16 protein-coding genes are annotated in these 14,901 nt (G+C 33.4%); 5 read left to right on the top strand and 11 right to left on the bottom strand.

The genetic code is table 11. The annotated features are described in order from the left end of the window. The first annotated feature begins 167 nt into the window (after positions 1-167). The 5 genes from OYT91_RS07750 (at position 168) to OYT91_RS07730 (ending at position 6,758) form a co-directional block, all read left to right on the top strand. On the top strand, positions 168-2,033 hold the full coding sequence (locus OYT91_RS07750; protein WP_281240181.1) for a DNA topoisomerase IV subunit B: 1,866 nt from the start codon (positions 168-170) through the stop codon (positions 2,031-2,033). Between the two features lie 252 nt (positions 2,034-2,285). Next, the gene (locus tag OYT91_RS07745; RefSeq protein WP_432419418.1) at positions 2,286-3,170 is read left to right on the top strand and encodes an IS982 family transposase; all 885 of its coding nucleotides are present in this window, start codon (positions 2,286-2,288) and stop codon (positions 3,168-3,170) included. A gap of 135 nt (positions 3,171-3,305) precedes the next feature. Continuing rightward, entirely contained in the window at positions 3,306-3,716 is a 411-nt protein-coding gene (locus tag OYT91_RS07740) for a nucleotidyltransferase substrate binding protein (RefSeq protein WP_281240180.1), read from the top strand. Next, entirely contained in the window at positions 3,716-4,018 is a 303-nt protein-coding gene (locus OYT91_RS07735; RefSeq protein WP_269222311.1) for a nucleotidyltransferase domain-containing protein, read from the top strand. Before OYT91_RS07740 ends, OYT91_RS07735 begins: the two co-directional genes overlap by 1 nt. A gap of 16 nt (positions 4,019-4,034) precedes the next feature. Next, on the top strand, positions 4,035-6,758 hold the full coding sequence (locus tag OYT91_RS07730; RefSeq protein WP_281240179.1) for a DNA gyrase/topoisomerase IV subunit A: 2,724 nt from the start codon (positions 4,035-4,037) through the stop codon (positions 6,756-6,758). 30 nt (positions 6,759-6,788) lie between these two features. Here the strand turns inward: OYT91_RS07730 and OYT91_RS07725 are convergent, their stop codons facing one another. From OYT91_RS07725 to murQ, 11 genes are all read right to left on the bottom strand, one after another. Then, positions 6,789-7,457: a 3'-5' exonuclease gene (locus tag OYT91_RS07725; protein WP_281240178.1), complete on the bottom strand. Its 669-nt coding sequence runs from the start codon at positions 7,455-7,457 to the stop codon at positions 6,789-6,791. Further along, complete coding sequence (locus OYT91_RS07720; RefSeq protein ID WP_281240177.1) at positions 7,457-9,376, bottom strand: DUF294 nucleotidyltransferase-like domain-containing protein; 1,920 nt, start codon at positions 9,374-9,376, stop codon at positions 7,457-7,459. The genes OYT91_RS07725 and OYT91_RS07720 overlap by 1 nt, the downstream gene beginning before the upstream one ends. Before the next feature lie 72 nt (positions 9,377-9,448). Then, on the bottom strand, positions 9,449-10,225 hold the full coding sequence (locus OYT91_RS07715) for a TerC family protein (RefSeq protein ID WP_269222313.1): 777 nt from the start codon (positions 10,223-10,225) through the stop codon (positions 9,449-9,451). 31 nt (positions 10,226-10,256) lie between these two features. Beyond that, positions 10,257-10,631: a DNA topoisomerase IV gene (locus OYT91_RS07710; protein WP_269222314.1), complete on the bottom strand. Its 375-nt coding sequence runs from the start codon at positions 10,629-10,631 to the stop codon at positions 10,257-10,259. Positions 10,632-10,813: 182 nt separating this feature from the next. Continuing rightward, on the bottom strand, positions 10,814-11,389 hold the full coding sequence (locus OYT91_RS07705; protein ID WP_281240176.1) for a DUF1572 family protein: 576 nt from the start codon (positions 11,387-11,389) through the stop codon (positions 10,814-10,816). 3 nt (positions 11,390-11,392) lie between these two features. Beyond that, on the bottom strand, positions 11,393-12,400 hold the full coding sequence (locus OYT91_RS07700) for a PDDEXK nuclease domain-containing protein (protein ID WP_281240175.1): 1,008 nt from the start codon (positions 12,398-12,400) through the stop codon (positions 11,393-11,395). 93 nt (positions 12,401-12,493) lie between these two features. Further along, complete coding sequence (locus OYT91_RS07695; RefSeq protein WP_281240174.1) at positions 12,494-13,066, bottom strand: pentapeptide repeat-containing protein; 573 nt, start codon at positions 13,064-13,066, stop codon at positions 12,494-12,496. Beyond that, the gene (locus OYT91_RS07690; protein WP_281240173.1) at positions 13,054-13,368 is read right to left on the bottom strand and encodes a type II toxin-antitoxin system RelE/ParE family toxin; all 315 of its coding nucleotides are present in this window, start codon (positions 13,366-13,368) and stop codon (positions 13,054-13,056) included. Before OYT91_RS07690 ends, OYT91_RS07695 begins: the two co-directional genes overlap by 13 nt. Next, positions 13,353-13,583, bottom strand: coding sequence for a hypothetical protein (locus OYT91_RS07685; RefSeq protein WP_281240172.1), 231 nt, complete (start codon positions 13,581-13,583; stop codon positions 13,353-13,355). The genes OYT91_RS07690 and OYT91_RS07685 overlap by 16 nt, the downstream gene beginning before the upstream one ends. A 26-nt stretch (positions 13,584-13,609) precedes the next feature. Continuing rightward, complete coding sequence (locus tag OYT91_RS07680) at positions 13,610-13,828, bottom strand: DUF6095 family protein (RefSeq protein WP_281240171.1); 219 nt, start codon at positions 13,826-13,828, stop codon at positions 13,610-13,612. Between the two features lie 35 nt (positions 13,829-13,863). After that, the gene (gene murQ, locus OYT91_RS07675; RefSeq protein ID WP_281240170.1) at positions 13,864-14,679 is read right to left on the bottom strand and encodes an N-acetylmuramic acid 6-phosphate etherase; all 816 of its coding nucleotides are present in this window, start codon (positions 14,677-14,679) and stop codon (positions 13,864-13,866) included. Positions 14,680-14,901 lie beyond the last annotated feature (222 nt).

The following is a 14,901-nucleotide window of genomic DNA, read 5'->3' as shown; positions in this document are numbered from 1 at the left end:
ATAACCAGAATACTAAAATTCACATTCAAATCTGTCAATATTATTTTTGATAACTTTGCGGTAATCCTCTTTTAAATTTTATCAGATTACACTACATTAGCACACTCGAGGTCTGTGTGAAAAGCAAGGATCAAACAGAACGCAGTTAAATTCGATAAAATTCCAAAATGTCAGATCAAAATCAATATACCGAAGATAATATTCGTTCTCTCGACTGGAAAGAACACATCCGTATGCGTCCTGGGATGTACATCGGAAAACTAGGGGATGGTTCTTCGCCAGACGATGGTATTTATATTTTATTAAAAGAAGTTCTCGATAACTGTATCGATGAATTTGTAATGGGTGCCGGCAAAACCATCGAAGTTACCATTAAGGACAAAACAGTTACCGTTCGTGATTATGGCCGTGGAATTCCATTAGGAAAGGTAATTGATGTGGTGTCCAAAATGAATACCGGTGGTAAATACGATTCATTGGCATTTAAAAAATCGGTGGGTTTGAATGGAGTCGGGACAAAAGCTGTGAATGCTTTGTCTCATTTTTTTCGTGTTGAATCTGTTCGTGACGAAAAACAAAAAGCTGCCGAGTTTTCTGGAGGTAATTTGGTTTTGGAGGAAGATATAATTGAAACTACGAAACGAAAAGGAACAAAAGTGTCTTTTATTCCAGATGAGACCATCTTTAAAAATTATAAATTCAGATATGAGTATGTCATCAAAATGCTCAAAAACTATTGTTACTTAAACAATGGACTGACGATTATTTTTAATGGCGAAAAATATTATTCCGAAAATGGATTAAAAGATTTACTGGAAGAAACCATACACGCTGATGATTTAGAGTATCCGATTATTCACCTCAAAGGAGATGATATCGAAATGGCTTTGACCCACAGTAAAACCCAATATAGTGAAGAATACCACTCATTTGTTAATGGACAAAACACCACACAGGGAGGAACGCATCTCGCGGCTTATCGTGAGGCAATTGTAAAAACAATCAGAGAGTTTTACAACAAAAGTTTTGAAGCTTCGGATGTACGTAAATCGGTTGTGAGTGCGATAAGTATCAAAGTGATGGAACCTGTTTTTGAGTCACAGACAAAAACCAAATTGGGATCTACCGATATGGGTTCTGAACTAGGAATGCCTTCTGTTCGTACTTTTGTAAATGATTTTGTGAAAACAAAACTGGACAATTATTTGCACAAAAATCCAGTAACAGCAGATGCTTTATTGCGAAAAATTCTTCAAGCCGAACGCGAGCGTAAAGAATTATCAGGGATTCGAAAACTAGCTACTGATCGTGCCAAAAAAGCCAATCTGCACAATAAAAAATTAAGGGATTGCCGTGCGCATCTTCCGGATACCAAAAATCCTAAGAGTTTAGAAAGCACTTTGTTTATTACCGAGGGGGACTCGGCTTCGGGGTCGATTACCAAATCTCGTGATGTAAATACCCAAGCGGTCTTTAGTTTGCGTGGTAAGCCTTTGAACTCCTATGGAATGAGTAAAAAGATCGTGTATGAAAACGAAGAATTCAATTTATTGCAAGCGGCGTTAGACATTGAAGATGGATTGGAAAAATTGCGTTACAACAACATCGTAATTGCAACCGATGCCGATGTCGATGGAATGCACATTCGCTTGCTGTTGATTACTTTTTTCTTGCAGTTTTTCCCAGAATTAATCAAAGAAGGGCATTTGTATATTTTGCAGACACCGCTTTTTAGAGTACGAAACAAAAAAGAAACCATTTATTGCTATTCGGAAGAAGAGCGAAAAGACGCCATAGAAAAACTAAAACCAAAACCAGAAATCACTCGATTTAAGGGATTGGGAGAAATATCACCAGACGAGTTCAAAAATTTTATCGGAGAAACCATTCGTCTTGATCCTATTATGATGGATAAAAACACTTCAATCGAACAGTTATTGTCGTTTTATATGGGTAAAAATACTCCAGACCGACAAGATTTTATTATCAAGAATTTGAAGGTAGAGATTGATGTTTTGGAAGAAGTGAAATAAGTTTAATACTTTATTGAAAATCCTAGGCACTGTCTGCGATTTTCAAATTTAAAAATCCGAGACAGTATTGTGGATTTTGTAAATCAAGAATTATGAAACACTGTCTAGTATTTCTAAAAACTCAAGTTTGGTATTATTTAGGATAAATATTAACCCGTTGGGTGAAATTATTATAAGGAAATAAATAAGTAAAAGATATTGGTCAAGATACTGAAATTCAGTATCTTGAAGTCGAAAAACAAACCAATATCCATGTCAAATATAGTAAAAAATTATTTTAGAGTTTTAGAAGTTATAAGTTCTTTGAATATTGATTTGAACAATAAATTTCAAGTTGGCAGAAAAGCAAAAATGAATGATATTGAAGTAGTTGCTTTGAGTTTAACCGCTGAGTATATGTCTATTGACAGTGAAAATGATTTGTTCAAACAATTAGCTAATACATCAATTCCGAATTTAATTGAACGAAGTCAGTTCAACAAAAGACGCAGAAAATTGTTTGAATTTTCAGAAACAATCAGAACAACTTTAGCTAGTTCGTTTTTAGAATTTGAAGACTATTTCATTATAGACAGTATGCCTTTGGAAATATGTAAAAAAGCTAGAGAAAATAGGCTTAAAATTTGTAAAAAAGATTTTGAGACTGCTCCCTCTAAAGGATTTTGTGCATCGCAAGACACTTGGTTTTATGGCTATAAATTACATGGAATTTGTTCGGTTTCTGGAGTGTTTCATTCCATTGATATCACTAAAGCAAGTGTTCATGATGTTCAAATTTTGAATGATGCAAAAAATCAATTATCTGATTGCGTGTTACTTGGAGACAGAGGATATTTATCTTCAACCCAACAATTAGATTTATTTCAAACAGCAAATATAGTTTTAGAAACACCAATGAGAATGAATCAAAAAGGGTATGTAAAACAACCATATATATTTAGAAAATCAAGAAAAAGAATAGAAACTTTGTTCTCACAATTATGCGACCAATTCAAAATAAGAAACAACTATGCTAAATCTTTCGAAGGTTTTAAAACCAGAATTTTAGCAAAAATTACAGCATTAACAATGGTTCAATATATCAATAAATTTATATTTGACAGACCAATTAATAACATTAAAATTCAAATCAATTAATTTCACCCAACGGGTTAAATATTAATTTTTCGATATCTTTTCTAAATGAAAATCGAGCAAATATTTGCCAGTAAATACAAAACAATTCTGCCAAGCAGAGAAGATTTAATACAATTAATTTTGTAATTTGAAACTATGGAAAATCAAGATATTCGTTGGAAGCAAAGATTTGAGCATTTTGTAAAAGCTTTTAGGCAATTAAAAAATGCCAAAGAGTTAAAAAATGAACGAGATTACACTGAATTAGAATTACAAGGTGTGATACAAGCTTTTGAAGTTTCGCAAGAATTATCATGGAAAGTAATGAAAGACTTCCTGGAAGACCAAGGGAAAACAGATTTGTTTGGGAGTAAAATTGCAGTCAAAGAAGCATTTAATGTTGGACTTATTTCAAATGGTGATGTTTGGTTTGATATGATTAAAAGCAGGAATTTGACTTCTCACATATACGATGAAAGTGAAGTTTTAGCAATTTTAGAAATTATTCTAAATGATTATTTTCCTGTTTTTATAGATTTTGAAAATAAAATGAAAACTTATTTGTAATGTTTGGAATATATCCTAAAAGTTGGGAAGAGATTTTATCAATAATTGAAGATTGTTCTTCTATTGATGAGGTTGTTATATATGGTTCCAGAGCCAAGGGAAATTTTAAAGAGGGTTCGGATATAGATATTACACTAAAGGGAAATGTCGATAAAAAAGATTTAAATAAGTTGTGGCACAAACTAGATGATAGCTTTATTCCGTATAAATTCGATATTTCAATTTATAATGATTTGAAATCGGAAAGTTTAATTGAGCATATTCAAAGAGTTGGTAAAATTTTTTATAAAAGAATAAACTGAAATAAATTCAGCATAAATGAAAGACGAAGAAGACGATAACATAATCCCAGCAAACGAAGAAAATAATTCGGAAGATCAATCAAATGATGAAAATCAGGATGATACTGATTCCGATGAAATTATTGAAGTAGAAGCCAAACATTTTGAAGGCGGGCATTTTTATGAGAATGATAATGAGGAAGGCGATACCATTACCAAAGTTACAGGAATGTACAAAGATTGGTTTTTGGATTATGCTTCTTATGTAATTCTAGAACGTGCTGTTCCTGCTATTGAGGATGGTTTCAAACCCGTGCAACGAAGAATCATGCACTCTTTGAAAGAGTTGGACGATGGTCGTTACAATAAGGTTGCCAATGTTGTTGGTCACACCATGCAGTATCACCCGCATGGGGATCAAAGTATTGGTGATGCAATGGTACAAATTGGCCAGAAAGAATTATTAATCGATTGCCAAGGGAACTGGGGGAATATCTTGACGGGTGATGGAGCTGCGGCTTCTCGTTATATCGAAGCACGTTTGTCAAAATTTGCTTTGGAAGTATTGTATTCTCCGAAAATCACCGATTGGGGTGTTTCTTATGATGGACGTCGTGCCGAACCGAATAATTTACCGGTAAAATTCCCATTATTACTGGCGTCGGGAGCGGAGGGGATTGCAGTAGGTCTTTCGACCAAAGTCTTACCTCATAACTTTAATGAGCTGATTGATTCGTCAATTAAAATCTTAAAAGGAAAACCATTTACCTTATATCCGGATTTCTTGACACAAGGTATTGCCGATGTGTCCAATTATAATGATGGATTGCGTGGCGGACGTGTTCGTGTTCGTGCCAAAATTGGTCAACTTGACAAAAATACGTTGGTGATTACTCAAATTCCGTTTTCGACTAATACGACGACTTTGATTGACAGTATTTTGAAAGCCAACGATAAAGGTAAAATCAAAATCAAAAAAATTGAAGACAATACCGCTGCTGAGGTTGAGATATTAATTCATCTTTTCCCTGGGGTTTCTCCAGATAAAACGATCGATGCCTTATTTGCTTTTACAGCCTGCGAAACTTCGGTAGCGCCATTGGGTTGTGTGATTGAGGATAATAAACCGTTGTTTATTGGGGTTTCGGATATGTTGAAGATTTCGACGAACAGAACGGTTGATTTGCTTCGACAAGAATTAGAAATTCAATTAGAAGAATTAAAAAATAAATGGCATTTCTCAACTTTAGAGAAAATCTTTATTCGGGAAGAAATGTACATTGAATTTAAGTTGTATGGAGATAGAGAGTCGCTGTATGTCTATTTATATGATCGTTTTGAGCCTTTCAAAAAATCATTTGTTAGAGATATTCATGATGATGATTTGCATCGATTAACTCAAATTCCAATGATTCGTATTACTCGTTTCGATTCTGACAAAGCTGATGACTTTATTGCTAAGTTAGAAGAAGAAATGAAGGAAGTAGAGCATCACTTAGCTAATTTAGTTGATTTTGCGATTGCTTATTTTACAAAGCTAAAAGAGAAGTACGGAAAAGGCAGAGAACGCCAAACCGAGTTGCGTATTTTTGATGATATCGAAGCTACAAAAGTGGTTTTAAGAAATACCAAATTATATGTAAATAGGGAAGAAGGTTTCGTTGGGACAAGCTTGAAAAAAGACGAATATGTTACCGATTGTTCCGATATTGATGATGTAATTGTTTTTCTAAGAAACGGAAAAATGATGATTACCAAAGTCGATGCAAAAACCTTTGTTGGAAAAGATATTATTCATATTGCTATTTTTGACAAAAGTGACAAACGAACCATTTATAATATGATTTATCGTGATGGAAAATCTGGTCCATCGTATATCAAGCGATTTAATGTGACGGGGGTTACACGTGACAAACCGTATGATTTAACGAATGAAACTGCGGGATCACAAATTTTATATTTTTCTTGCAATCCAAATGGAGAAGCAGAGGTTATTACCATTTTATTGCGACAAGTGGGAAGTATAAAGAAATTGAAATTTGATATTGATTTTGCTTCTTTAGCAATTAAAGGTCGTGCTTCCAAAGGGAATTTAGTTTCTAAATATCCAATTAAGAAAATTGAATTGAAGGAGAAAGGAATTTCGACTTTATTGCCTAGAAAAGTTTGGTTTGATGATACCGTTCAACGATTGAATGTTGATGCTAGGGGAGAACTGTTGGGCGAATTTAGACCAAGTGATAAAATTTTGGTGGTATCACAAGCGGGAAAAATCAAAGTCATTACGCCTGAGTTATCTACACACTTTGATGAAGATATGATTGTCTTGGAGAAATGGATTCCTAAAAAACCAATTTCGGCCATTTATTATGATGGTGAAAAAGAGCGTTATTACATCAAACGTTTCTTGGTAGAAACCGAAAATAAAGAGGAATCATTTATCACAGAACATCCTAATTCAAGATTAGAAATCGTAGCAACAGATTATCGTCCTGTAGCCGAACTCGTTTTTCCTAAAATAAAAGGAGTTCAAAAAGAAAATCAGACTGTAGATATTGAGTCGTTTATAGCTGTAAAAGGTTTTAAAGCACTAGGAAATCAATTGACTACCGATAAACTGAAACAAGTAAATTTATTAGAACCATTGCCTTACGAAGTTCCTGAGGAAATTATTCCAGAAGAATTAGAAGTTAAAGGAGATACTAATATTGACGATTCGGACATTCAATTGGAAGATGATGGTCAGGTTGTTTTGTTTTAGAATCAAGAAAAGCTCCAAAAGGAGCTTTTCTTAATTAAATAAATCTCTTAAAGTAAATTCGGATTTACCTTTTTTATCCTTCAACTTTTTTACAATTTTCAAGAAAGCGATAGCGGTTATGTAAGCATCTCCCATTGCAGTATGGCGGTCTTTTTTTGAAATATCAAATTTATCGGCAAGATCATCCAATGTGTAATGTTCTTTTCGTTCCAAAAGATTGGATATAATTAGTGTTTTTTTATAAAGAAAAGCAGTGTCTAACGTTTTGTTTTTTAATTTAGGGAGATTGTTTCTTTCTAAAGCGCAATTAATCATTGTTATATCAAAAAAAGTATGATGGGCAATAATTATTGCATCATCCAAAAAAGTAAGGAATTGTTCTAAAGCTTCCAGTTCTGACGGTCTTTTAATGATCCAATCTTTTAGAATCCCATGTATTTTCGCCGTATTTTCATCATAATGTTCTTGCTCTATAAAAATTTCAAAACTTTCTGGAATAGCGATTACTCCATTTTGTAAAGTGACAGCACCAATGCATAGTATTCGATCAGTGGTGTAATCAAAACCAGTAGTTTCAGTATCTAAAACTACAAATCGAGTACTTTCGACTGTTTTTAAGAAGGATTCGTCAATTGGTTTTTTAAAGTATTCTAGAAAACTAAATACAATTGCTTTGCATTTTATATAAAAATTTTCCATTACAAAATATTTGATGGATTAAAGCGAATAGAAATAATCTCTTGTATTTCTTTAATAGTTTTAAAGGTACTCTTGAGTTTTATTTTTTCTAATTTGGTTAAATCTCCCAAAGCAATATATTGACCGGAATCATTATGCAAAAGTCCTTGTTTTGTTCTAAATTTTAATAATGCTCTATAGGAATAAGAACAAGCTAGGTACAATTCTTTATTCTGCGGTTCCAATTCCGCTAATTTTTCAAAACGTTCTGGAGTATTACTGATGGATTTTACGGAATGAGATAAAATCAAAACTCTTGCGGCATCACTCAATGGCATTAGTGCCCTTCTTTTTATATCAAAAAAATCTTTGTTAGCCCCATCTTGTTCTAATAAAAATTCTCTAAAAAATCCTGTTGGAGAAGGACTTTGTAATGCACCACTCACCAAATGAAGATAAAATACAGGATTTGCTTTTATATCTTCTAGTATATAATCGGATAGCTTGTTTGCCAGTTCGCTATCGCCATACGAAAGGCTGTAATCAAAAAATATGAAAGATAATAGGACTTCATCTTTTCCGGTATTTGTAATCCAATGGTGTACAAGTTTTTTCCATTCATCAAGACTCAAACACCATTTAGGATTAGATGCCATCATTTCGGCTGGGCAATAATCATAACCAATTTCAAATAATCCTTTGTTGACATGAGTGGCTAATTCCAAGAAATATTTTTTAGTTTTCTCTTTTAATTCTTCTGGTACATCTTCATAAACTAAAGCATTGTCCTGATCAGTTTGTAATAATTGTTCACTGCGCCCTTGACTTCCCATGGCCAACCAAGCAAATTTGACAGGTGGTGGGGTACTCATTTTTTTTAATGCAATTTCAATTACTTGTTGAATACACACATCATTCAATTCTGTAATTATTTTTGATGTCAGCGTGATTGGGATATTTTGATCCAAATAGCCTTGTAATAATTGCATGATATTGGCTCGTATGGGTTTTATTTCCTTATATTTTTTGGCTCTTTTTACCGCTTTTATCAATACGGCTGGATTGTTTCCTAGCGAAACCATCACATCATGTTTAGAAAGGATTCCAACCGCTTTTGTGTTTGGAGTACCATCCTTTGTTAAACAAATATGACTGATGTTACATTTCATCATTGCCATTTGTGCTTGCGTGGTAGTCAGTTTTTTATGATAAGTAATTACAGGACTTGTCATTATTTCTGATGCCGATGTTGTGATTGGAAATTCACCAGTTACAATTTTGTTTCTTAAATCTTTATCGGTAATGATTCCAATGGGGAGTTTATCTTCTACAACAAGTATTGCGCCAACATTTTTTTTGGTCATAATTTGGGCTATTACTTTTGCTGAAGTTATAGACGAACAAGTGACTATTTTTTTAGAATATTTTACGGGTTGAATATCAAATAATTTGGTATCAGTATCCAGAATTTCTCCAGCTAAAGTTTCTCCGTATAGTTTTCCTCTATGACTTTTGGAATATGGATTTCGAGTATTTGAAGCAAAACTTTGAATCAAAAAATTACCAACATCTTTATTCTCTAGTGCATAAGGTCTAAAAATTGAAATAGGAATAGCATAAAGAATACTTTCTTCATAAGTTCTAGCTTCCATTTTGTAGTTTTCATTAGCGATAAGTGGTCTTAAACCAAAAACATCTCCTTCATCACACATATCGATAATGTTGTTTTTTGGACTTTTCCTTAGTGCGACAGCTCCTTTATGAACTACATAAAATGAATGATGTGTTTCTTCATTTTCTGAAAAAATAACACTGTCTTTTTCTTTATAGATGATAGAAATTTGTTCCGAAAGGATTTCGATATCTTTTTGGTTTAAAAAGGTAAAAGGAGGGAAGTTTTTTAAAAAATCGGCAACTCTATGGGAAATAGTATTTTTCATTGTACTGAAACGATAATAAATTATGTAAAAAAAAATCCAGCTACTTTTGGTAACTGGATTCTTTGAATCCTATTATGAATTTTTCTTTTTGGTCATTTTCATGTTTAATATTTCTACAAATAAGGAGAATGAAATAGCAAAGTACAAATACCCTTTTGGAACAGGAGTCACATGACTGCCAAAAATAAGGGCGTTAGATAAATGGGCACTTTCGGTCAATAACATAAACCCAATTAAAATTAAAAAGGATAAACCCAAAATTTGAATAGATGGATGTTTGTTGACAAAATTTCCAACAGGAACCGCGAATTGCATCATAATCAAAACCGAAATAACTACTGCAGTAATCATTATATACAAAGCACCTTCAACGCCATTGGTCATACCAACAGCAGTCAAAATACTGTCAAAAGAGAAAACCAAGTCTATCATTATAATTTGAAGTATTACACTTTGAAAAGATTTTGCCGCAGCCTTGCCTAATTCTTTTTCTTCATGACCTCTTTCGTCTACTTTTTCACGTATTTCATTCGTACTTTTATAAATTAAGAATAAGCCCCCTAATAATAAAATAACACTTTGCCCCGTAATTCCAGCATGTAACCAAGCCCAATCTATCGTGAACCAGGGTTTTTTCATTTGGATCAAAAAATTGATTCCAAACAAAAGCCCAATTCTCATGAACATGGCTAAAAACATTCCTATTTTAGTAGCTTTTTTACGGTCTTCAATTGCTAATTTTCCAGTTGCAATAGAGATAAAAATGATGTTATCAATACCTAAAACAATTTCGAGAAACGTTAATGTTAATAAGGCAATCCAAGCATCGGGGTTCAAAAATACTTCCATTTTATATTCTTAGAGGTTTAGTATGTGTTTCTTAATTTGAAATTTTGGTAACTGTACCGCGTTGTTTCTCATCAACACCCATCATTCCAAATTCAAAGGTATAGGAATTTTTTGTAGTTGTCAAGATTTTCATGTCAATTGCCTTCTCTTCGGCCTTGTTTTTAGGATGTTTTTTTTGCAAAACATACTCGCAATCATTCACCCAACGTACTGTTGAAGTGTCCGTTTTACCCTCAAAAGTCTCAATTTCAATACTGTCATTACGTTCAAAGACTGTAGTTTTTTTAATTCCGTCAATTTCATATTCAAATTTAAATTTCCCAGTTTTAAAGTCAGCACAGTTGCGATCCGTATTATAACAGGACATAAAGAGTAATAGTGGAGAAAGCATTATTATTTTTTTCATTTCAAGTCGTTTTAAGTATTATTTGGGCCTTGTCCAGCTGTTCGTTGCAACTCCTCGTGCTATCCCCTTTTTTTCCAATGCCCCAAAAGGAGCTTCCTTTGGTCGCTCTTTTGGAGCAGGAAAAAATAGGGTATAGCCCTGCGGGGTTTTCACTTCCATCTGGGGCAGTGATGTTCGTTGTCTTATTTCAATCTTCTAAATTCTTCTTCCGTAAAATTTTTAATCGATTTCTCTTGTGCAAATTTATCGGCATTATAACTATTCGATTTATTTTTTGGAATGGATAAACTATTCCAGTCACTATTTTTTAATTGTTTGGCATAAAAAATAATTTGACCAATATGATACGGATAATGCGCCAGTTGCCTGTTGATGGCTTCAATAACCGTATGACCTTCATTCCTGATGTAAATTATCTCCGAAAGTTGATCTGTTTGCAAACCGTCTAAAGCGCTGAGAAAGCAATCCCAACCTGCATTCCAAGAGATCAATAACTCATCTTTGGTTTGTAAATCATTTTCAAATTCAGTATCACGGTTTCTTGTTTCTTTCTCACCATCTGTAGTTAGGAAATCGGTCCAACGTGACACCATATTTCCCGTAAGGTGTTTTACAATCACGGCAATACTATTGGTGTCTTTGTTTATAGATACAAAAAGTTGTTCCGGCTCTAGTTGCTCCATGGCTTTTTCTCCCAACATTTTATAGTAGAGAAATTGCTTTTTTACGCTTTCAAGATAGGATGTGGTTGCATTCATAAATTAAAATATTTCTTGTTCGTTACTATATCCCGTATCGAGTGACTCTAAAATCTCTTTCCACTTGCGCTGTAGTAGTTCTTTACTAGGAAGTTTTGTTTGATAATCGGCTACTAATGTCGGCGATACTGTTCGGCTTAAAGCATATTCTACAACAATGTCATCTTTGCCATTGCACAACAATATACCAATGCTGGGTTGTTCATGTGGTTTGCGAATATCTCTGTCTAGTGCTTCAAGATAAAAATTAAGCTGTCCTAAATGTTCGGGTTTAAATTTTTCTATTTTCACTTCAATAGCGACCATACAATTTAGGGTTCTGTTATAAAACAAAAGATCAATGGCGAAATCTTGATTTCCTACCTGCAATGGATATTCTTCTCCCATAAAAGCAAAGTCTCGCCCAAATTCCAATAGAAATTTGGTTATGTTTTGTGTAATTGCTTTTCTTAAATCTTTCTCTAAATGACTTTCAGGTAATTGAAGTAATTCTAATACATATGTATCTTTAAAAGTGTTTGTTACTTCTTTTGGAAAAACTCCCGACAGTGTGGCGAGTTTTTCATTTGCAAGCATTATACGTTCAAAACAAGATGTATTGATTTGTCTTTCAAGTTCTCTAACTGACCATTTTTCCTTGATACAAAAAAGTAAGTAAAATTCTTGTTCCTCTGGACTTTTAAGCGGTAAAATCAGTCTATTTTGTGACCAGCTTAATTCTCTCGAAAGTGTTGCGAGTTTTGGAAAATCTTTATAGGTCTCAACAAATTGCTTCATTCTCCATATATTTTGAGGAGAAAACCCAACTATATTGGGTTCTGACTGCTGAATAAAAAGGGATAACTCTTTTACAACCGATTTACCCCAAGCTTTCTTTTCTACTTGCTGGCTTACATACTCCCCAACATGCCAATAAAGAGTTACCAATTCCTTGTTTACAGCATGGAAAGCATTCTCTTTTGCTTTTGATATGAGCGTCGTTATGTGTGAAAATTGTTCTTGGAGTTCCATACGGTAAATTAAATTGTAACAACTGATGCTTATTTTCGTGAGCCTTTGTCAAAGTTCAAAACTTTGACAAAGGTGTTAATTTGATTCGGATCATCATTCAATCTTTATATCATACTTATCCAAAAGACCAACAATTCCCTGACTGGAAAACTTTGCTTTTTTCATCGGATTGAATTCGGGATCTATTTTATAATTGTAAGCGGTTGTAAAATCGACTCCGGCCAAAAGAGTATCGTTAAAAATGGCATTATCCAAATTACAGTTGCTAAATACCGAATTGGTTAAATTTGTTCCTATAAAAGTAACTTCTTTCATCGAACACGAATTAAATTTGGTTTTGGGCATTTTTTTATTGGCAAACGAAGAATAATCCAAAACACATTCCAGAAATTGAACATTGAACAAGAAATCTTCACAGCTCTGAAATTGAATGCCTAGAAGTTTACAGTTTTTGAAACTAACCATTTTTAAACTTGTTCCTCCTAATTGAGTCATTGATAAATTACAATCAATGAACTCACAATCCATAAAGGTATTATAGGAGAAATCACTATTGGAGAAATCACAGTTTTTGAAAACGCAATCTTCAAATTCCCGATTGTTGATTTTTTTGTCAAGATATATGACTTTTTCGAATGTTTTTTGAACGTGAATTAGGTTTTCCATGGGAGTTTTTTGGATTTGCGTGCAGTATGTCTCACACGGAGAATTTGAATGGAACTATCAGTAATTCGATAGGAAATACTATAGTCGTAAATATAATAAACTCTAAAACTCTCGTCGTTATTGACTTTTTGAATGTCGAGTTTGTAGATTTCGGGATTAGTTTTTAGGATTTCGGTACTTTCGAAGATAGTGTCAGTTACTTTATCTGCAATTCGAATTGATTTGCTTTCAAAAAAAATATAAAAATGAATATCCTCCAACTGTTCTAATGCATCATAAGACCAGATTATTTTCTTCCCCATTTTTTTGAAATTTCCTTAGCTTCTTCTTCTGAATAAAAACGTCCGTCTTTAATACTTTCTAATGCATTATCAATATCAAGATTATATTCAATTGCAGTATCTTCCGAAGTGGAATTGATAGACTGCAATAGGTGTTTAATTTTTTCTATAAAAGAGGGGTCTTTTACTTTGTCGATTTCTTGATGAATCCAGTTTATTTCTGCTTGAATATCCATAATTGCATTTTTTGTAAAGATACAAATTAGTCGTTAAATATGCCTTTCATTATTATTTTCAAACCCACAAACATTAAAACCATCGATGCTAGACACGCAATGATTCCAATGGCCAAAACCAAATAGTGCCAATCATTTTTCTGATTCATAAATGCATTATAAATCACTGATGGCCCTATAAACATAAGGGGTAAAGCACCCGTTAAATATTTGATTCCTTTTGCTAAGTGCTCTTTGTTTGCCATTTTTGTATTTTATAGTTTTTGTTAAAGACTATTTTCTATTTGTTGTTATAAAAATCTACTGCTTTTCTCACGCTTCCGTGTGTTTTTAATAATTCGGAGCCTTCTTCGTAGGTAACAGGAATTTCATCCATAATCATTTTTACACCACGATCAACCAGTTTGCTGTTGCTCAATTGCATATCGACCATTTTGTTTCCTTTCACTTTTCCAAGCTGAATCATTGTGGAAGTCGTAATCATATTCAGTACTAATTTTTGTGCAGTTCCAGCTTTCATTCTGGAACTTCCCGTCACAAATTCTGGCCCAACAATAACTTCTATGGGGAATTTTGCCGTTTGTGAAAGTGGACTTCCGGCATTGCAGGAAATACTTCCGGTACTAATATTTTTGGCATTGCAGGTTTGCAAACCTCCTATAACATAAGGCGTTGTTCCGGAAGCGGCAATACCAACAACCACATCATTTTCGTTTACATTGAATGCTTTTAAATCTTCCCAAGCTTGTGTTGCGTTGTCTTCGGCATTTTCTACGGCTTTGCGAATAGCGGTATCACCTCCTGCTATAATTCCAACAACCAAATCGAAAGGAACTCCAAAAGTTGGAGGACATTCTGAAGCATCCAAGATTCCCAAACGACCTGAGGTTCCTGCTCCAATGTAAAATAAGCGTCCACCTAATTTCATTTTGGCTACAATTTCGGTAACCAATGTTTCTATTTGCGGTAATGCTTTTTCTACAGCAAAAGGAACGGTTTGGTCTTCTTTATTGATATTGGAAAGTAATTCTTGAACGGACATTTTTTCCAAATGTTCGTATTTGGAAGATTGTTCGGTAGTCTTTGTGAAGTTCATTGTTTTGCTTTAAAATTGACAACTTTTTGTGGGTTGGTAAAGTTAGGGAATTTTAAAAGTTATCTATTCTCTGATAGATGAAAAAACTGGAATAAAATCAACTATTTCAAAAAAGGCAAAATTTAATATAAAGCTTATATTTTGGTATTAAATAAATGAAAGATGTTGAATGTATTATTTAATGCAGATAAATAAATAATTTTTTTCTTTAGTAAAACATTG

It is taken from the genome of Flavobacterium praedii (genome assembly GCF_026810365.1).
Classification (GTDB): Bacteria; Bacteroidota; Bacteroidia; order Flavobacteriales; family Flavobacteriaceae; genus Flavobacterium; species Flavobacterium praedii.
The sequence above is the reverse complement of the archived record's forward strand: the minus strand, read 5'-3'. Positions and strand labels throughout refer to the sequence as shown.

Bases quoted from the DNA above. Each gene is read 5' to 3' on its own strand.
- OYT91_RS07695 (WP_281240174.1), bottom strand. From the start codon at position 13,066: ATGGAAAACCTAATTCACGTTCAAAAAACATTCGAAAAAGTCATATAT.
- OYT91_RS07730 (WP_281240179.1), top strand. From the start codon at position 4,035: ATGAAAGACGAAGAAGACGATAACATAATCCCAGCAAACGAAGAAAAT.
- OYT91_RS07685 (WP_281240172.1), bottom strand. From the start codon at position 13,583: ATGGATATTCAAGCAGAAATAAACTGGATTCATCAAGAAATCGACAAA.
- OYT91_RS07715 (WP_269222313.1), bottom strand. From the start codon at position 10,225: ATGGAAGTATTTTTGAACCCCGATGCTTGGATTGCCTTATTAACATTA.
- OYT91_RS07725 (WP_281240178.1), bottom strand. From the start codon at position 7,457: ATGGAAAATTTTTATATAAAATGCAAAGCAATTGTATTTAGTTTTCTA.
- OYT91_RS07720 (WP_281240177.1), bottom strand. From the start codon at position 9,376: ATGAAAAATACTATTTCCCATAGAGTTGCCGATTTTTTAAAAAACTTC.
- OYT91_RS07680 (WP_281240171.1), bottom strand. From the start codon at position 13,828: ATGGCAAACAAAGAGCACTTAGCAAAAGGAATCAAATATTTAACGGGT.
- OYT91_RS07710 (WP_269222314.1), bottom strand. From the start codon at position 10,631: ATGAAAAAAATAATAATGCTTTCTCCACTATTACTCTTTATGTCCTGT.
- OYT91_RS07740 (WP_281240180.1), top strand. From the start codon at position 3,306: ATGGAAAATCAAGATATTCGTTGGAAGCAAAGATTTGAGCATTTTGTA.
- OYT91_RS07705 (WP_281240176.1), bottom strand. From the start codon at position 11,389: ATGAATGCAACCACATCCTATCTTGAAAGCGTAAAAAAGCAATTTCTC.
- OYT91_RS07700 (WP_281240175.1), bottom strand. From the start codon at position 12,400: ATGGAACTCCAAGAACAATTTTCACACATAACGACGCTCATATCAAAA.
- OYT91_RS07750 (WP_281240181.1), top strand. From the start codon at position 168: ATGTCAGATCAAAATCAATATACCGAAGATAATATTCGTTCTCTCGAC.
- OYT91_RS07745 (WP_432419418.1), top strand. From the start codon at position 2,286: ATGTCAAATATAGTAAAAAATTATTTTAGAGTTTTAGAAGTTATAAGT.
- OYT91_RS07735 (WP_269222311.1), top strand. From the start codon at position 3,716: ATGTTTGGAATATATCCTAAAAGTTGGGAAGAGATTTTATCAATAATT.
- murQ (WP_281240170.1), bottom strand. From the start codon at position 14,679: ATGAACTTCACAAAGACTACCGAACAATCTTCCAAATACGAACATTTG.
- OYT91_RS07690 (WP_281240173.1), bottom strand. From the start codon at position 13,368: ATGGGGAAGAAAATAATCTGGTCTTATGATGCATTAGAACAGTTGGAG.